Raw genomic sequence first — 15,516 nt, forward strand, 5'->3', positions numbered from 1 at the left:
CGCCTAAGCGGCTGGGCGCACTTTTTGCAGGCGCACGAGCCCCTCGTCCAGGGCTTCCTCGAGGTACCGCGACGGCTGGAGGATCTTGCCCCGCGGTCCGTAGGTCGGTGCCGAAAGGTAGAGGCGACGCTTCGCCCGGGTGGCGGCCACGTAGAAGAGCCGCCGCTCTTCCTCCGGGTCGCTGTCGTCGGCAAGGATCGGAAAGGCGCCCTCGACCATGCCCACCACGAAGACGACCTCGAACTCCAGACCCTTCACCGCATGCACCGTTCCCAGCGTCACCGCGGGGCCGTCCTGCTGCTCGAGGAAAGCCAGCCGCGCGAGCAGGTCGTCGAGGCCGCCTTCGGCCTCTTCCCGCGCGAACGCCTCCACGGTGGCGACGAAGCGCTCGAGATGGCGCCGGCGCGCTTCCTCGTTGGGGCCCTGCTTGCCGATCCGGGCCAGGTACCCGGGCAACAGCTCCCCGTAGAGGTCCTGCGCGAACTCGCGGAAGCGCTCCGCGAACGCCTCACCGGTCACGCCCTCGAAGGTGGCCCGGGCAAGCTGCAACAGCGTGCGGGTCATGAAGAGGCCCTGCTGCACCCGGGTGCTGAAGCCGCGGACGAAGGCCCCGTCGTTCATGATCCGGTCCACGAGGTTGTAGGGGCGGGCGGCGTGCTCCACGCGGGTGAGGGTGCGCTCTCCAAGGCCGGGCACGGCCTCCTCGATGAAGTCCACCAGAGCGCGCTCGTGCAGGCTCCACGCGGCTTTGAGGAGCTGCACGAGGGTCTTGACCTCACGGCGCTCGCTCAACCGGATCCCCCCGAGCAGCCGGGTGGCCACCCCCAAGCGCGCCAGCCGGTCCTCGACGCCGGCGAGCTGCATGCTCGAGCGCGCAAGGACCGCGATCTCCTCGGGGGGCACCCCCGACGCCACGGCCCGTGCGACTTCCCGGGCCACGTCGGTGGCCTCGGCCGCGGCGTTCGGCGGGGTGAGCAGCACGGGGGGCTCCCCTTCTTCCTTCACCCCCTCGAGGCGGTAGTAGGCCTCCTGGCCGGAGCGGTACAGCCTGGCGATCGCCCGCTCGGCCAGACGCAACACCGCCCGGGTGGACCGGTAGTTCTTGCGCAGGGGGTAGAGGACCGCCTGCGGGTAGCGCGCCTGAAAACGCTCGAAGGTTCGCGAGCCGGCGCCGCGCCAGCCGTAGATGGCCTGGTTGGGATCGCCGATCACCATCAGGTTGGGCGCCTCTCCCGGCATCAGCGCCGCAAGGAAGGTCTCCTGCGCGCGGCTGGTGTCCTGGTACTCGTCGACGATCAGGAAGGGGAAGCGGCGATCCGCCCATTTGCGCACGTCCTTGTCCCCCAGGGCCCGCGAAGCCCCCTCGATCAGGTCGTCGAAGGAGGCCAGGCCGGCTTCCCGCTTGCGGAGCTGGAAGCTGATCATCAGGGCCTCGAGCATCTCGGCGTCGAGCTCCAGGCTCTCCCCTGCCCGCGCCGCCCAGCCCTCGAGGGCCTCTTCGGCCCGGGCCTTGCGGAAGAACCCCAGGGCCTTCACCAGCTTGCGGCGAAGCTCGGCGTCGAGGTCCTGGTCCAGGAGCTCGGCCCACAGGCGCCGGAAGAGCCGCAGCTCGTCGTTCGGCGTCAGGACCTCGGGAAACCCCTCGTAGCCTCCGGCCTCGGGGAACTGGCGCAGGATTTGGAAGGCCAGGCTGTGAAAGGTCCCGGCCCAGACGTGCTTCGCGGGGACGTCCTCGGCGAGGACGCGTTGCCGCATTTCCTCAGCGGCCGAGGCGGTGAAGGTCACCAGCCCCACGCGCTCCCCCGTGCGCGCCAGCCGCGCTGCGCGCAACGTCGCGGCCCGGGTTTTCCCGGAACCCGCTCCGGCGACCACCGCGGCGGGCCCCACCTCGTGCGCGATGACGCGCTCGTGTTCGTTCATGTCCCCTCCTCTCGGTAAAACGAAGAAGGGCCCGGCGACGGCCGGGCCCTTGGCGGTTGGCGTTTGCGTTAGAGCGCCCAGTCGGTTCCCAGGGCGAAGCGCTGGTACACGGCGCCGCTGCCGCTGAGCAGGTCGACCTGGGCGCGCAACCCCGCGTAGCTTGCGGAGAAGCTGAACCCGTGGAACTCGAAGTCGGCCGTCCCGCCGCCGTAGATCCCGGGGTAGTCGGGATCGAGCGGATCGATGGCGGCGGCGGTGGGACCGGCCATGCCCCGGGCGCCGTAGCCGCGGTAGCTCGCGGCAAGCTCCAGACCCTCCAGGGGCTGCGACTTCAGGCCGATCTGGTAGGCGTCCTCTTCCCCGCCGGCCCCGTTTCGCGCGGTCACGTAGCCCGCGAAGACCGAAGGGCTACCCCAAACGCTGAAGGGGCGGCTTTCCACGTACGCGCCCATCTTGAGCACGTCCTCGTATCCCCAGTAGCGCACCAGTGCGCGCGCGCTAAAGGGGCCAAGGTCGCCGTCGAAGCTGCCGAAGAAGCTAAAGGCGTCGCGGCTGGGGTAGCGGGCGTACTCGGCCCAGACGTCGAGGCCTTCTACGAGCGGGGCGAGCTCTGCCCGGGCGCCCAGGGCGCTGCGGTAGGTTCCGAAGCGCCCGTCGTCGCTCGTGGCCTGCATGACCCCGTTCTCCGTGACCGTGGCGTAGAACCCGGTCAGCGTCAGCAGCCCGGCGTCGAAGCCCGCGTACCCCTCGAAGGCCACGCGGGGGGTACCACGCAGCGTGTAGCGGTCGTAGAAGCCCCCGGCGAGGAAGCGCCCGAGTCTACCCTTGAGGTGAGCGCCCAGGCCTTCCTGGTCCATCTCGAAGCGCTCGTCACCGTCCTCCTGCGACAGCAGCTCGGTCGCTGTGAGGTCGGGGAGCTTGCGGGCGTAGAGAATGACCGTGGGCTCTTCCTGGCCCAGCTCGAGCCAGGCGTACCCGCCGCCCAGGCCCCGCTCGAAGCTGTACAGGTAGAGGCTCTCGACGCGCGCAAAGCCCGCGTCGAGGTCGGCGCGGGCGTAGCCTGCGCTGTGAGGCGCCAGATTTCCGTACCCCAGGGCAACGTCCACACCGTTGGTGGGGCGAAGCTCGAAGGCGCCGGCGAAGAGCCCGTCTGCGGCCGCGAAGACCCGAAGATCCAGCGCCTCTCGAAGGATGGCCGCACGCACGCCGAACTCGGGGTAGCCGGCCGACTGGTCGAGGACGTAGCCGTCGTACGCGAAGGCTACGTTGCGCCCGAGCTCACCCTCGAGGCCATCCCCCTGCGCCCAGGCGCGCTCGAAGCCGAAGGCGGGGGTGGCCGTGAAGCGCATCCCGACGGCGAGTTCGCGCCCCCACGAGGTGAGGGTGGCCCCAGTTTCCAGGTAACCTTCGCCGTAGGGTTGCACGTCACCGGTTAGAACGGCACTTCCAGCCTCGAAGTCGCCACGATCGAGGTCGTATCCCACAGCGCCGCGGCTGACCTGGTAATGCGACTTCACGTAGGCGTCCTTCCAGCCGCCACGAGCCTTGACGCCCTCGAGGGTCCCCTCGGCGTCCTTCAGCGGCTCCAGGCGCTCCTCGACCTCCTTGCGAAGGGCGCCGATGTCCTTTGCCAGCAGCTCGAGCTGCTGATCCACACGCGCGGTCAAGTCGCGCGCGAGGCCGTCGAGCACCCCCTGAACCTCGTCGCGGGTGGGGTAGCCGGCCAGCACCTCCTCCACCTTCACCAACCGCTCCTTGAGGTTGAGGGCGTCGTCGTTGAAGATGGCGAGCAGGTCGGCCAGGCTCTGGAGCTGCCGGCGGTTCTCGTGGGCGATTCGCGCCAGGTCCACCTGCTGCCCCTCGAGCTCGAAGATCCGCTGCTTCAGCCCGTCAAGGTCTTCCTGGGTGTTGCTCAGGAACTCCACCACGAGCTCCAAGCGCGCAAGCAGCCGATCCAAGGTGTCCTGGTCCATTCCCGGACCAGCCTCAACGCCCGCCTGCATCTGCTGGATCTCTTCGTGCACCGCGGCGAGCTCGTTGCGCAGAGCGGCCACCTCGAGGGCCAGTTCGCGCACGATCTCGGGATCCACGGCCCCGACCGTTTCCTGAACCGCGAAGGGCTCGCTTTCGAGCAGCCGGTAGATCAGCATCGCGATCTGGTACCGGGTAACGTAGTCGTTGCCCCGGAAGGTGCCGTCCGGAAAGCCTTCTACGATGCCCTGGGCTGCCAGGCTCTCGACGGCCTCCTTGGCCCAGTGGTCTTCGGGCACGTCCTTGAAGTTGGGGGCGGCAGCGAGCGCCAGGCCGGCCACCGCGACGAGGATGGGGATCAGTCGCTTCATACAAACGCCTCCAGGGGTAGAGCATAGGAAAGCGCGCCCGGAAAATGGGCGCGCTTTTTGTGGCGGGGTGGCTTAGGACTTGAGCTTGGGGAGCATGATCCGCTTGAACTTTTGCAGGAAGTCGTCGAACGTCGCCTTGGCCTCATCGTCTTCGAGGATCTCCTCGAGCCGCTTCAGCTCGGTGATCACGCGGTAGAAGCTGATCTCTACCTGCTCCCTGGAGAGCTCCTTGGCCCTCTTGGACCGCGCATCTCGCAGCATTCGCCGAAGGCCCTCCTCGGAAACCCCCTCGAGGGCGGCTGCGAAGAGGCGCTCGAAGAGCTCCTCGTCGTTCGCGACGCTGGCCACGACCGCCGCGGGACGGTAGGCGACCCTCTTCTCGCGCACGGCCTCGCGAAGTTCGGGGGGCCAGAAAAGCGTGCGCAAGGCAGACCGCGAAAAATACTCGGCGGAAAGCCCGAGTTGGCCGAAAAGCGCCGCCACCTCCTCGTCCTTGGGGGTGCGAATCCCCTTCTTGCGCAGGCGATTGACCTGGCTGCGGAGCTCCTCCGGGGTCTCCAGGATGCCGTTCTTACGCATCAGCTTCAGGACGACCTCCGCGAGCTCGACCGGCGTGAGGTCTGCGCGGTTCGTGTTTTCCATCGCGGCCACGAGGTCGAGGTCCTCGGGGGCGGACTCGGGGGTGTAGACGATGGCCTCGATGGTCTCCTCGCCCAGTCGCTGGACCGCGCGCAGCCGGCGCTCGCCGGCGATCAGCTGGTACCGCTGCCCGGGCTCGAGCTCGATCACGGAGATGGGCTGGAGCAGGCCGTGCTCGCGAATCGAGGTCGCCAGTTGCTCGAGCTCCTTCTCGTCGAACTCGACGCGCGGCTGTTCCGGGTTGGGCTCGATGGCGGCCACGGGGATGCGGCTGAGCGCCTTGAAGCCCTTGAGGCTTTCCGGCGTTGGCCGCTCCTTCGGCGCTCCCCGCTTCACGGCGGCCTTCTTGGCGGCGTACCGCCTCAAGACGACGTCAGTAGCGGAGGGGTTTTTCTTCTTAGCCACGGAGGACACCTCCCAATAGGTTTCGGCGCTGCGCGACCTCGGTCAAGATCTGGGCCACGGTGAAGTGGAGGTCCCCTTCGGTCGGGCCCTCGAAGCTCAGGGGTCCGTTTAGCTCAGCGTTTCGGAATACGCCAGGCCGCATGTGCACGGGCGAGAAGAGCCGGCCCGACCCCTCCTCCTCCGTCAAAACCGCCTTCAGGGCCTCGTAGATCGAGGCGTCGGCGGTCCCGCGAGGGCGGTACATGAACGGCACGACGCCCAGGAAGGTGTCCTCGAGGTCGTGGAGAGCGGCCTGCTGCTCGACGTACTCGAGGACCATGGGGAGGCCCTGCAACCCCTTGAGCGAGGTCTGTACCGGGACGAGCAGCAGGTTGCTCGCCGTCAGCGCGGCGTTTACCGCCGCCCCCTCGCCTCCGCGGGTGTCGATGACGATTAGGTCGTACTCGTCGGCCTGCTTTTGCAGCGCCATCTTGAGGGCCGCTGTGCCGCCCAGGGCGGTACGGACCAGCCGCTCGAGCTCCCCCAGCCCTCGGTTCGCGGGAATGACGTAGGGACCGTAGTTGGAGACCAGGGGCTCCGGAAGCGGCTTGCCCTTGAAGATCGGCAGGATCGTCTCGTCATCCTCGATCTCGCGCTCGATTTCCCCCAGTAGCCAACCCGAAAGCGTGCCCTGGGTGTCGGTGTCGACGACCAGGACCCGCAGACCCGCGCGCGCCGCGGCAACGGCGATTTCCCGGGCCAGCGTGCTCTTCCCCACCCCGCCGGCCTCGCTGTACACCGCAACGATCGGCGTCGGGCGGTCGGCCCCCAAACGAATCCATCCTCGCTTGGTGGCCGCGGCGAGCGCCTTCGCCGTGGGGTGGTAGTGCCCCTTCTCGCCCCCGTTTTGGTAGTAGGCGACGTAGCCGTGTTTTACGGCCTGTTTGACGCGAAACAGCGCCGCAGGGGGACGAATACCCCAATGTTGCGCGAGCTGGCCGTTGATCGTAGGAAAGCTACCGCCCTCTACGAACATGCGCGCCAGTTCGGCGCCTACTTCTTCATAGTCCACCGGCATGGTATCCTCCTCGGCCACCAGTATAATACGCGCACGGGTATTAAAAGGAGCCTTTTGGGTTCCATGCCGGTGGATACGCACAAGCACCGTGCTCGGCGTGAAAATTCCGCCTAGGAAGCCGCAGGTTCGAGGACCAGGGGGATGCCAGGAACGACGCCGGTCGCCGTCACGCGCGCTGCGTAGTGCGTTTTTCCGTCCTTTTCCCAGCTCTCGCGGTTGAAACGGCCAAATACGGTCAGGGGGTCGCCCTTCTCTGCCTGGGCCAGGGCCTCGGCAAGCGGCGACCAGATCGTGATGTCGATGAAGTCGGCATCGGGACGCTCCTTGCCCTCGGGAACGTAGTCGCGACTGACCGCAAGGGTCACGCGAAGCGGGCCGCGCTCGCTGGACTCAGGGGTCGCGACCAGACGGCCCTGCAAGTTCACCTGGTTCACCGCCGGGAAAGGGGCGCTGCCCTTACCGAAGGGCTTGGCTTCCGCGTGCGCCACCCGGTAGAGGTAGCGGGCAACGAGGGAAACCGCACTCCGCTTCTCCTTCTTGTCGTTTTCCCAGGTGCGTTGCCGCAGGCTACCGACGACTGCGACCTCCTGCCCCTCGAGGCCATTATCGAAACGACGCGCCTGGGCGCCGAAGAGGCTCACCGGCACGACGAAGTTGCGCACCCGACCCTCTTCCTCGTAGGCCCCGATCAAGTTGAAGGTCACCAGCGTTCTGTCCCCGTCGAGCGCCTTCGCTTCGGCCCGCTCGACTTTTCCAGTTACGATTACTGCGTTCATGCCGCTCTCCTTTCTGCTTCGCGCGCGGTGCGCGCCTTGTTTTCCAGCACCTTAAGGGCGCGGTCGGCTCGTTTGAGCGCGTTTTCCGCAACCCTGAAGAGCTGCCTCTCCTCGAGCCTCTCCCCTGCTCGGAGGGACGCCTGATACCAGGGGAAGAGCCCGAGCGCGTACAGCAGCGCGACCCGCGCCAGCTCCGCCTCCAGCCCCGTCCCTTTGATCAACCCCGCAGCCTCACCGGCGGCCGCCTCGCGGTTGGCGGAGAAAAGGCTGGCGAGTTGTACGCTGGCCGGCGTCAAGCGCACGCTGCGCCCCCGGGTAAAGCTCACGTCGTAGACCTTGAGCAGCCCGTAGCCCCCCTGCTGGGGCGCGATGACCAAGTACGCCGGAGCCCCCGGAAGGACCTCCCGCCGCAGCGCCCTCCAGCCCTGTGCGCCCCGCACCATGCGCGCGTGCGGGGCCTGGCCCCACAAGAGGAGCCGGTTTCGCGGTGAAAAGCGCTGGTGGTACGCGGATGCCCTGGCAATCCCGTACAGCGGGGAGAGGTTCCCGGAAGCCAAGATCGAGGCCGCCTCTTGGAAGGCGGCCTCGATCGTCTTGCGCGTCGCAGAGGGAAGCAACTCACCTGTTCTTGAAGACTTCGTCGACTGCATCTAAGAGGTCTCCCCATTCCAGTGTGTCGCGGCCCTCGGCGTGCACGCGCGTTACCGCAAGCTGCACGAGCGTTCGCAAGTCGCGCCCCGAAAAGCCTTCCGTTCGGCTGGCCAGTTCGTTGTAGTCAACGTGCCCGAGGTTGCCCTTAATGCGCATGAGCAGCTTTTGCAGGATCTCGACCCGGTTCTCGTGGGTCGGCATCCCGATCGGGACGTCGCGCCCCAGGCGGCTGCGGAAGGCGGGGTCGATGAGGTCTGGGTGGTTGGTTGCGGCGAGAACGAAAACGTAGCGACGAGCGCTGTTCCTGGTGCCCTCGATCTCCTGGAGGAGCTGGTTGACCGCAGCGATCTGCTCCTGCCCCGCACCGTCGGAGCCGGTTTGGGTGCGGCTTCCCGCCACCGTTTCCGCCTCGTCGATGAAGACGATCGCGGGGGCGCTGGCTCGAGCCTCGGCGAAGGCCTTCTGGATCAGCTTGGCGCTTTCACCCACCCACATGCTGCGGGCGTTTGCCGGGCTCAGGTTTACGAAATGCATGCCGGTGATCTCGGCGATCTTGCGCGCGATCGTCGTCTTCCCCGTTCCCGGCGGTCCCCACAGGAGTGCGCCTTTGGGGGGGTCCATCTGCCAGGTCTGCCGAAAGCCCTCGGGGTCCGAGATCAAGACCGCGAGCTCGGCAACCGCTCGCAGCGTCTCGTCGGGAAGGACCAGCTCCTTCTTGAGCTCCGTGATCACGTCTTTGGTGGTCAGGCGCGCCTTGGAGTCTTGGGGCGAAGCGGCGTCGCCCGCTTCGGGTTGGTGGCCCTCCGCCGCCTGGCTCGAGTCTGCGGTGGCGTGTTCGGCGGACTGCTCCGTCGTCGCCTCGTGCGATTTGCGACGGGGGGCCTTCTTCTCGGCGGCTTTCGGCTCCCTCTTGGAGGCGACCTGGCGAGCCTCGACCATCTGGCCGACGGCCTGGAATGCGCCAAGGCGCCGGAGCGCCTCGAGGGCCATTAGGGCCGCGACGGCGATCGAAACGGTGGCCACGATGTTGGGGGGCGGAAGAGGAACGGTTAGCAGGTACACCGTAGGGGAGTGGGTGAACGCAAAGCGGACCAGGTCGGCAAGGTAGCCCACGTTCACGGTAAGGCTCGTAGGCCAGTTGAGAACCCCCGTGAGCACGTTGTATCCGAAGGCTGCGTAGGCAAGCGCGTAGGCCGCGAAGAGCTTCCACGACAGGTGCGCCCACCACTGCTCGTTGCGGACCGGCCACCAGGCGCCAGCGCGAAGAGAGTGCGGATTCCCCGCCTGTGCGTAGTAGCCTCGCACCCCCACCACGAAAGCCTCGGCGAGGTTTACCAAGCCCCAGATTGCTGGGACCATGACCGCGAGACGGAAAAGCATGGCGAAGGTGCGGGTGTCCTCCTTGACCGCCGAGCTAAAGGGCAAGAAGAAGTAGGTGACGAGCGCGCCCACCGTAAGCAGGCGGCCGAGGTCGGCGCCGATCCACGCTAGCGCGCGCCAGAGGAAGACCACTGGCGCGATCGTTACTGCGTAAACGAACTTCAACAAAGAGTCCCACACGTTGGGTACCTCCTCTCCCCTATCGCGGTCGCTTCAGCGCACATTGTGCGCCCATTATCCCAGGCCAGCGTACTAGCTTAGGGCCATGCACGATGATGCCAAGAAGTTCGAGACGGTCGTCGTCGCCCTCGGCGACCTCGAGCCCCCCTACCCTCGCGCAATCGACGAGAGGCGGGTGGAGCACCTCGTCGAGGACATCCGCGAGCATGGGCTCAAAGAGCCTCTCCTGATCACCTCGGATTCGATACCGCCCGAGAAGTGGTATGTCGTCGATGGCCTTCACCGCCTGGAAGCGCTCAGGCGCTTGGGTTGGTCCACGACTCACGCAGTTTGGTCCCCGACGCTGGTTCCAGAAGACACCCGCGCTCGAATCCTTTGGCGCGGAAGGCCGCCTGAGGTCGAGCGCGTCTGGGTGTTGATTGTTCGTGCGGCGCGGTCCCTCGAGGTTCCAGCTGAAGAGGCTCACGGTTTTTTGTTCGACCTCATTCAGGCCCTGCAACGCGCGAAGAGTCTTTTCGGCGACGTTCCGGCCAACGAGGCCGTCAGGCTGGCCCGGGCCGCACTTGAGGAAGTGGAAGGGGATGCCGCCCCCTTGAACTCGTCTCTTCACGAAGCCATAGCGCTGATCGGAAGCGACCGGGCGCAGATCACCTCGCTTCACCTTAGTGAAGCGGGCATCCCCGACTGGGCAGAGTTTCTTCACGGCCGCCTGCGGCTTCTCGTCTTGCCCACCTTGTTTTTGGAAAAAGCCGTCAGGAACGGCATTTCTTCCTCTATGTTGTTCGCTCTCAAAGCGGCGCATGACGGTGGCGCCCCCGACGCTCTCATCGAGGCGTATTTGGAGCATCCCACCGGCGAAAATCTAGAGCGGCTCGAGCCATGGCTCAGTGACGGGAAGGAAGGAAAACAGGAACCAGCGACTGCGCTCATCACCAAAACCAAGAAACTCGCGCGCCTTATCCGCAAGAGACTTCGCGACACCCAGGATCCCAGTTTGCTCAGCCGCCTAAGTGAGATCCTTACTGAGGCCGAGAAGATTCTCGAGGAGGCGACCGCCTGACCAACCCAGGGGGGGTGACATGTATCACCCCCCCTCCTCCGACCACCGTTCAACCCAGGGGGGGGGTGACATGTATCACCCCCCCCTCCTCCGACCACCGTTCAACCCAGGGGGGGTGACATGTATCACCCCCCCTCCTCCGACCACCGTTCAACCCAGGGGGGGTGACATGTATCCACCCCCCCCTCCTCCGACCACCGTTCAACCCAGGGGGGGGGGGACATAGGTATGTCCCCCCCTAATCAACGTTAGGTGAACGGCAGGCGGCTACGCCGCCTGCGCCGCGCGCGCTTCGTACGTGCGCACTTCCCACCCCTCCGGGAGACTGAGCTTCAGGGCCTCCAGGAAGGGTACGGGCTTCTTCGTGAAATGCCGCCATTCTTCCCTCCTGGCGTCCCAGCCGAAACCGAGCGCCTTCAGCCGTTCGCGCACGGGGATGGCGCCTGCCTCCACGATGAAGAGCACCCCGCCCGACACGCGCTCCACCCGCACGATGAGCAGTTGGCTGTACTCCTCTTCCTTGGCTCGGTGCGCGAAGAGGAACCGCCTCCTCGCACCCTCTTCCCGTTCTTGTCGGCTCTTCTTGGGCTTCTTCATTGCACACCTCCACCGGGAGGAAGGCCCCACCCCGCGGCAGCGGGGTGGGGGGACGCGTCTTGGAAACCTAGGCCGCCTTCTGCTGCTGGCGCTCCCACACCACGCGCCCGTGCTCCGAGAGGAGCGCGTGCGCCTCGGCGTAGGAGAGCGAGGCCGGGTCGTCGTGCAGCCCCAGCTTCTCGATCTGGGCGATCTGCCCGGGCTTGGCCGGCGCGGTTGCGGCGAAGGCCTTGACCTGCTTCTGCATCTCACGGGCGTTCTCGGGGGTGATCTCGTCCACCCCGGGGAAGCCCACGCGCTTCGCGTAGGCCTTCAGCGCCGCGACGGCCTCCTCGCTCCAGGTCTTCTTGACCTCGGCGCGGGGCATGGCCAGCAGCTCGTTGTACTTGGCCTTGTAGGCCTTGCTCTTGCGGAAGTAGTCGCCGTTGGGCGCCAGCTTCACGCCGCGGCTCTTGGCGAGCTGCTTGAGGGCCTGGATCTGGTTCTGGGTCACTTCGTTGTTCATACGCACTCCTTTCTCCCGGAGGCTCCCACCCCCGGACACTCACCAGCGCCCCACCCCGCGACAGCGGGGTGGGGGAGAGGGGCTTGGGGTCTTAGGCGACCTGCGCCTGAACGGCGGCCTGACCGGCATCCTTGGGGTTCCGGTGGATGACGAAATCCGACCAGACGGTCAGAGCCAGACCAGCCTCCTTCTGGCTCAGAGGCTCGTTCCACGGCCACCCCAGGCGCTTCAGCTCGGCCATCTGCTCGGGCGTCGCGGGCTGGAGGTCGGGCACGACGGCGCTAAGCAGCGCCCGCGGGTAGAACTTGTTGGCCTTGGTGTCGAACACGGGCCGCACGACGTTTCCGTCCCGGATGAAAGCGACCGCGTGCCCGTCGCTGGTGTAGCGACGCACCAGCACCCCTTGGTCCAGATTCACTCCTACTTCCGTGCTTTTGTTCATGCACACCTCCACCGGGAGGAAGGCCCCACCCCGCGGCAGCGGGGTGGGGGGACGCGTCTTGGAAACCTAGGCCGCCTTCTGCTGCTGGCGCTCCCACACCACGCGCCCGTGCTCCGAGAGGAGCGCGTGCGCCTCGGCGTAGGAGAGCGAGGCCGGGTCGTCGTGCAGCCCCAGCTTCTCGATCTGGGCGATCTGCCCGGGCTTGGCCGGCGCGGTTGCGGCGAAGGCCTTGACCTGCTTCTGCATCTCACGGGCGTTCTCGGGGGTGATCTCGTCCACCCCGGGGAAGCCCACGCGCTTCGCGTAGGCCTTCAGCGCCGCGACGGCCTCCTCGCTCCAGGTCTTCTTGACCTCGGCGCGGGGCATGGCCAGCAGCTCGTTGTACTTGGCCTTGTAGGCCTTGCTCTTGCGGAAGTAGTCGCCGTTGGGCGCCAGCTTCACGCCGCGGCTCTTGGCGAGCTGCTTGAGGGCCTGGATCTGGTTCTGGGTCACTTCGTTGTTCATACGCACTCCTTTCTCCCGGAGGCTCCCACCCCCGGACACTCACCAGCGCCCCACCCCGCGACAGCGGGGTGGGGGAGAGGGGCTTGGGGTCTTAGGCCGCAGCGCGAACCGCCACCGGCCGGCGGGCTCGCCGGCGCTCGGCGCGCTTCGCCTGCACCTGCCGGGCGCGCACCGCGTCGCGGTACATGGCGAGCGCGAGGGCGAACCTCACCCCGCCCACGTCCGCGAGACCGCGGTAGAGCTCGAACCCGTCGTAGTGCGCCACCATCAGAGGCGGCACTCCGTCCTCGCCGCGCAGGGCTTCGGCGAGGACCTTTGGGTCGGCGTCCGGCCTCGCTTCGAGGACGAAGTCCTCGGTCTCGAAGGTCACGACCCGCCTCATCCGTTCCACCTCGTCTTCTTCATCCGCACCTCCTTCGCTCTGGTCTCGCGCCGCGGGGCTGCCGCCCCGCGGCGGCTACGCGGCCTTGGCCTTGCGGCGCTCGGCCTGGATCGCGGCCAGAAGCCGCTTGGCCTCGTCCCGTGTCGCGGGCGTGGGCCCGTCGTAGCCGAAGTTGGCCAGGGCCTGGAGCTGACCCTGGGTGGGGGAGAGGTGGTTGCGCACCACGTTGACGTAGTAGGTCTGCCAGAACTCCAGCAGCCGGGTCGCGCCCTCCTCGGTCCGCGGCATGGGCCCCGGGTAGCGCAGGTTGCGGAGCTGCGTGAGCTGGCCCGGGCGCGCCGCGGGCCCGTCCCCGCGGTCGTGCACCTCGAGCACCGCCTCAGGGTCGAAGAAGGCCTCGGGGCCGGTGCTGAAGACCGCCCGCCGCTCCCCGCCCACGACCACGTACCCCTCGTGGACCCCGTTGGGACGGGTCACGATCTCGTCGAAGTTGCCCGCGTCCACCATCGCGGCCAAGCCGCGAACGCGCTCGATCGCTTGCTTCTGAACCTCGTCCATGTCTACCTCCTTCGCCCCATGCACGCGCCCTCCCGCGACAGCGGGAGGGCGGCTTCCTCGACCTCGTGACCCTTCGAGCTCAGCGCTTGAACCCGAGGGGGTAGTCGTACTGGCTCGGGCGGCTGAAGGGCGGACGGAAGAGCCGCAAGGCCCACCGCGCGGCGCGCCAGATCGACCAGCCACCGTAGACGACCAGAATCGGGATGAAGAAGGCGCTCCCGAAGAACGCCATCGTGTACAGGAACTCCTTCATCTCGCCTCCTCTCTCGGGGTTAGGCCCCCATGGCCTCGAGCCTGTGCAGCAAGCCTTCGAAGGACGGGCGGATCGCCCGCTCCTGGCGCGGGTTCACCCGGGCCAGCCCCTCGAGCGCCACCCGAACACGCTCTACGTCGCCGCGCTCAGGCATCAGCGCCGCCGCACCCGCGGCCTGGTACAGCCCGGCCAGCGCCTCGGCTTCACCCTTGAAGCCCCGCGCCGTGGCCCGGGCTTCGGCCGCGACCAGGTAGTCGAGCAACCTCACGTCCACACGAACACCTCCGCTCCTTGAAAGCGCGCCCCGCCCCCGCGACAGCGGGGCGGGGGATTTCTGGGCTTGCCGTGTTGAGTCAGTAGTAGTCGAGCCCAGCGCCTGGGCCTGCTGCTGCAAGGCCTTGAGGGCGGCCTCTCGGCTGGCCTCCATGGCCTCCCTCAGCTTGCTGGCATGCTGGTCGTTGCCCTCGCGCTCGGCCCAGTCCAGGGGGGTTTCACCATCGTCGTCCTTGATGAGCGGGTCTGCACCCCGCTCGAGGAGGACGTTGAGCAAGGCCGGTGGCGCCAGCATTGCCGCCCAGTGCAGCGGGGTGGCCCCAACCATGTCCTTGAGATTCGGATTCGCACCTGCCTTGAGCAAGAGTTTGACCGCGCTCTCGTGTCCGTAGCGAGCTGCGACGTGGAGCGCGGTACCGCCGTCGGCAAAGCGGGTGTTCGGGTCCTGGCCGTTGCTCAAAATCTCTTCCAGAGCCGCCACGTTGCCCAGCTCAGCCGCCAGCAGCATCTTTTGGTCGTACATATTGACCTCCTCGAGGAATGCACGCGGCGCGCTGCGACAGCAGCGCGCCGGCAGTCTCAGCCCCCTCCTGCCCTACCGAAGCAGCCTTGCGATCTCCTCGAGGGCCCCGTCGTCGAAGAGATTCACGACCGGGATCCCCTGAGCTCGAGCGATTCTGATGCTCATGCCCGTACCCCCGACGACCTTGCCGTCCTTGGTCCACGCGATGACGAAGCGCACCGGGTCGTCCAGGTTCTTGCCCATCAGGATCTGCGCGTTGCGGGCATGGAGTCGCCGCACGAAGTCGCTTAGCCGGTCCCATGCGGGGTGCTGGGCGCGCGCAAGCTCGAAGGCGGCGTCGGGGATGCTCGAGGAGACCCGAACCTTGTTACCGTAGCGCTCCTGGGTGTGCCCTTTGTGCCTCCGGGCTGGGAGGTAGAGTTCCACAGGAGTGTCTGCCTTCAGCGCCCCCTCGAGGAACGCCTGATCCGCCCCGTCGGCTCCTCCGGTGCGAAGGGTGTACCCAAGCTGACCCAGTCGCTCGGCGATGCGCGTCATCAACCGCCGCACCTCCGGGGGTGTTGCTCGAGCTCCGATCCCCGCATACGCCAGCCCTTGCTTCACAGACATCACCTCCACCCTACCCGCGCGTAGCGTCGCGGCCGCGACGCTACGGCTTCGGGGTAGGGGAGAGGCGCCCCACAGGTACACGGAACCGCACCGCGTCCCCCCTGCGCTCGAGGAAGCGGGCTCCGTGTACCCCTTCGAGGGCAAGTAGGTGCTCGAGGGCAGAGCGGCTCACGGCCTCTGCTTCCCTGAGCTCGAGCGCCCCCGTAGAGGTGTCGAGAGTGGCAGGGAAGCCTGCCGCGCCCCCTACGCGGAAATTCTTCATCAGGCGTAAAGCTCCGCAAGGCCCTCCTCGATGGCCCACTTGGCCTCGAGGCGGAGCGCCTTCTTCCCGTGCTCCTTGATCTCGCGGTTGATGGCGCGCCGCGCCTTGTTGGCGGCGGCGTACTTACGCTCGACGCGCAGTAGTTTGGCCATCCCGTAGTGTCCACGGATCTTCATGGTCACCTCCTGCAATGTCCTC

General features: G+C 67.2%; 18 protein-coding genes. 1 reads left to right on the forward strand and 17 read right to left on the reverse strand.

The annotated features are described in order from the left end of the window. Nucleotides 1-3: 3 nt before the first annotated feature. The 7 genes from OCEPR_RS11680 to OCEPR_RS12420 all read right to left on the reverse strand — a co-directional run bounded on the left by OCEPR_RS11680 (nt 4) and on the right by OCEPR_RS12420 (nt 9,350). Nucleotides 4-1,920 (reverse strand): ATP-dependent helicase, encoded by a 1,917-nt coding sequence (locus tag OCEPR_RS11680; RefSeq protein WP_013449747.1) that lies wholly within the window; start codon nt 1,918-1,920, stop codon nt 4-6. Nucleotides 1,921-1,988: 68 nt separating this feature from the next. Next, a complete protein-coding gene (locus tag OCEPR_RS11685; protein ID WP_013449748.1) occupies nt 1,989-4,262 on the reverse strand; it encodes an S-layer homology domain-containing protein in 2,274 nt (757 codons plus the stop codon). A 72-nt stretch (nt 4,263-4,334) separates the two neighbouring features. Continuing rightward, entirely contained in the window at nt 4,335-5,306 is a 972-nt protein-coding gene (locus OCEPR_RS12410) for a ParB/RepB/Spo0J family partition protein (RefSeq protein ID WP_013449749.1), read from the reverse strand. After that, nucleotides 5,299-6,363 carry a ParA family protein gene (locus OCEPR_RS11695; RefSeq protein WP_013449750.1) on the reverse strand — a complete coding sequence of 355 codons (1,065 nt, stop codon included), beginning with the start codon at nt 6,361-6,363 and terminating at the stop codon, nt 5,299-5,301. Before OCEPR_RS11695 ends, OCEPR_RS12410 begins: the two co-directional genes overlap by 8 nt. A 110-nt stretch (nt 6,364-6,473) precedes the next feature. After that, on the reverse strand, nt 6,474-7,139 hold the full coding sequence (locus OCEPR_RS12415; RefSeq protein ID WP_013449751.1) for a single-stranded DNA-binding protein: 666 nt from the start codon (nt 7,137-7,139) through the stop codon (nt 6,474-6,476). Continuing rightward, nucleotides 7,136-7,789: a hypothetical protein gene (locus OCEPR_RS11705; protein WP_148229361.1), complete on the reverse strand. Its 654-nt coding sequence runs from the start codon at nt 7,787-7,789 to the stop codon at nt 7,136-7,138. Before OCEPR_RS11705 ends, OCEPR_RS12415 begins: the two co-directional genes overlap by 4 nt. Next, nucleotides 7,758-9,350, reverse strand: a complete 1,593-nt coding sequence (locus OCEPR_RS12420; protein ID WP_013449753.1) for an ATP-binding protein — start codon at nt 9,348-9,350, stop codon at nt 7,758-7,760. Before OCEPR_RS12420 ends, OCEPR_RS11705 begins: the two co-directional genes overlap by 32 nt. An 85-nt stretch (nt 9,351-9,435) precedes the next feature. On the opposite strand from OCEPR_RS12420, the gene OCEPR_RS11715 reads away from it, so the two are divergent. Continuing rightward, on the forward strand, nt 9,436-10,410 hold the full coding sequence (locus OCEPR_RS11715; RefSeq protein ID WP_013449754.1) for a ParB/Srx family N-terminal domain-containing protein: 975 nt from the start codon (nt 9,436-9,438) through the stop codon (nt 10,408-10,410). Between the two features lie 267 nt (nt 10,411-10,677). On the opposite strand, the gene OCEPR_RS11720 is transcribed toward OCEPR_RS11715, so the two are convergent. From OCEPR_RS11720 to OCEPR_RS13085, 10 genes are all read right to left on the reverse strand, one after another. Then, complete coding sequence (locus OCEPR_RS11720; RefSeq protein ID WP_013449755.1) at nt 10,678-11,007, reverse strand: hypothetical protein; 330 nt, start codon at nt 11,005-11,007, stop codon at nt 10,678-10,680. A gap of 67 nt (nt 11,008-11,074) precedes the next feature. Then, entirely contained in the window at nt 11,075-11,512 is a 438-nt protein-coding gene (locus tag OCEPR_RS11725) for a hypothetical protein (protein WP_013449756.1), read from the reverse strand. A gap of 91 nt (nt 11,513-11,603) precedes the next feature. After that, entirely contained in the window at nt 11,604-11,954 is a 351-nt protein-coding gene (locus OCEPR_RS11730) for a hypothetical protein (protein WP_013449757.1), read from the reverse strand. Nucleotides 11,955-12,020: 66 nt separating this feature from the next. After that, on the reverse strand, nt 12,021-12,458 hold the full coding sequence (locus tag OCEPR_RS11735; protein ID WP_013449756.1) for a hypothetical protein: 438 nt from the start codon (nt 12,456-12,458) through the stop codon (nt 12,021-12,023). A 91-nt stretch (nt 12,459-12,549) separates the two neighbouring features. Then, the gene (locus OCEPR_RS11740) at nt 12,550-12,840 is read right to left on the reverse strand and encodes a hypothetical protein (protein ID WP_013449758.1); all 291 of its coding nucleotides are present in this window, start codon (nt 12,838-12,840) and stop codon (nt 12,550-12,552) included. Between the two features lie 75 nt (nt 12,841-12,915). Then, nucleotides 12,916-13,398, reverse strand: a complete 483-nt coding sequence (locus OCEPR_RS11745; protein ID WP_013449759.1) for a hypothetical protein — start codon at nt 13,396-13,398, stop codon at nt 12,916-12,918. A gap of 79 nt (nt 13,399-13,477) precedes the next feature. Continuing rightward, the gene (locus OCEPR_RS13080) at nt 13,478-13,651 is read right to left on the reverse strand and encodes a hypothetical protein (RefSeq protein ID WP_013449760.1); all 174 of its coding nucleotides are present in this window, start codon (nt 13,649-13,651) and stop codon (nt 13,478-13,480) included. 19 nt (nt 13,652-13,670) lie between these two features. Further along, a complete protein-coding gene (locus tag OCEPR_RS12425; protein ID WP_013449761.1) occupies nt 13,671-14,447 on the reverse strand; it encodes an ankyrin repeat domain-containing protein in 777 nt (258 codons plus the stop codon). Between the two features lie 72 nt (nt 14,448-14,519). Next, on the reverse strand, nt 14,520-14,873 hold the full coding sequence (locus tag OCEPR_RS11755; RefSeq protein ID WP_245544492.1) for a hypothetical protein: 354 nt from the start codon (nt 14,871-14,873) through the stop codon (nt 14,520-14,522). Between the two features lie 444 nt (nt 14,874-15,317). Then, complete coding sequence (locus OCEPR_RS13085; RefSeq protein ID WP_013449763.1) at nt 15,318-15,494, reverse strand: hypothetical protein; 177 nt, start codon at nt 15,492-15,494, stop codon at nt 15,318-15,320. Nucleotides 15,495-15,516: the final 22 nt, after the last annotated feature.

Origin of the sequence: Oceanithermus profundus DSM 14977 (assembly GCF_000183745.1) — a bacterium.
GTDB classification, from domain to species: domain Bacteria; phylum Deinococcota; class Deinococci; order Deinococcales; family Marinithermaceae; genus Oceanithermus; species Oceanithermus profundus.

Excerpts from the sequence above, each read along its gene's own strand:
- OCEPR_RS11680 (WP_013449747.1), bottom strand. The coding sequence starts at position 1,920 with ATGAACGAACACGAGCGCGTCATCGCGCACGAGGTGGGGCCCGCCGCG.
- OCEPR_RS11685 (WP_013449748.1), bottom strand. The coding sequence starts at position 4,262 with ATGAAGCGACTGATCCCCATCCTCGTCGCGGTGGCCGGCCTGGCGCTC.
- OCEPR_RS11695 (WP_013449750.1), bottom strand. The coding sequence starts at position 6,363 with ATGCCGGTGGACTATGAAGAAGTAGGCGCCGAACTGGCGCGCATGTTC.
- OCEPR_RS12415 (WP_013449751.1), bottom strand. The coding sequence starts at position 7,139 with ATGAACGCAGTAATCGTAACTGGAAAAGTCGAGCGGGCCGAAGCGAAG.
- OCEPR_RS11705 (WP_148229361.1), bottom strand. The coding sequence starts at position 7,789 with ATGCAGTCGACGAAGTCTTCAAGAACAGGTGAGTTGCTTCCCTCTGCG.
- OCEPR_RS11715 (WP_013449754.1), top strand. The coding sequence starts at position 9,436 with ATGCACGATGATGCCAAGAAGTTCGAGACGGTCGTCGTCGCCCTCGGC.
- OCEPR_RS11720 (WP_013449755.1), bottom strand. The coding sequence starts at position 11,007 with ATGAAGAAGCCCAAGAAGAGCCGACAAGAACGGGAAGAGGGTGCGAGG.
- OCEPR_RS11725 (WP_013449756.1), bottom strand. The coding sequence starts at position 11,512 with ATGAACAACGAAGTGACCCAGAACCAGATCCAGGCCCTCAAGCAGCTC.
- OCEPR_RS11730 (WP_013449757.1), bottom strand. The coding sequence starts at position 11,954 with ATGAACAAAAGCACGGAAGTAGGAGTGAATCTGGACCAAGGGGTGCTG.
- OCEPR_RS11735 (WP_013449756.1), bottom strand. The coding sequence starts at position 12,458 with ATGAACAACGAAGTGACCCAGAACCAGATCCAGGCCCTCAAGCAGCTC.
- OCEPR_RS11740 (WP_013449758.1), bottom strand. The coding sequence starts at position 12,840 with ATGAGGCGGGTCGTGACCTTCGAGACCGAGGACTTCGTCCTCGAAGCG.
- OCEPR_RS11745 (WP_013449759.1), bottom strand. The coding sequence starts at position 13,398 with ATGGACGAGGTTCAGAAGCAAGCGATCGAGCGCGTTCGCGGCTTGGCC.
- OCEPR_RS13080 (WP_013449760.1), bottom strand. The coding sequence starts at position 13,651 with ATGAAGGAGTTCCTGTACACGATGGCGTTCTTCGGGAGCGCCTTCTTC.
- OCEPR_RS12425 (WP_013449761.1), bottom strand. The coding sequence starts at position 14,447 with ATGTACGACCAAAAGATGCTGCTGGCGGCTGAGCTGGGCAACGTGGCG.
- OCEPR_RS13085 (WP_013449763.1), bottom strand. The coding sequence starts at position 15,494 with ATGAAGATCCGTGGACACTACGGGATGGCCAAACTACTGCGCGTCGAG.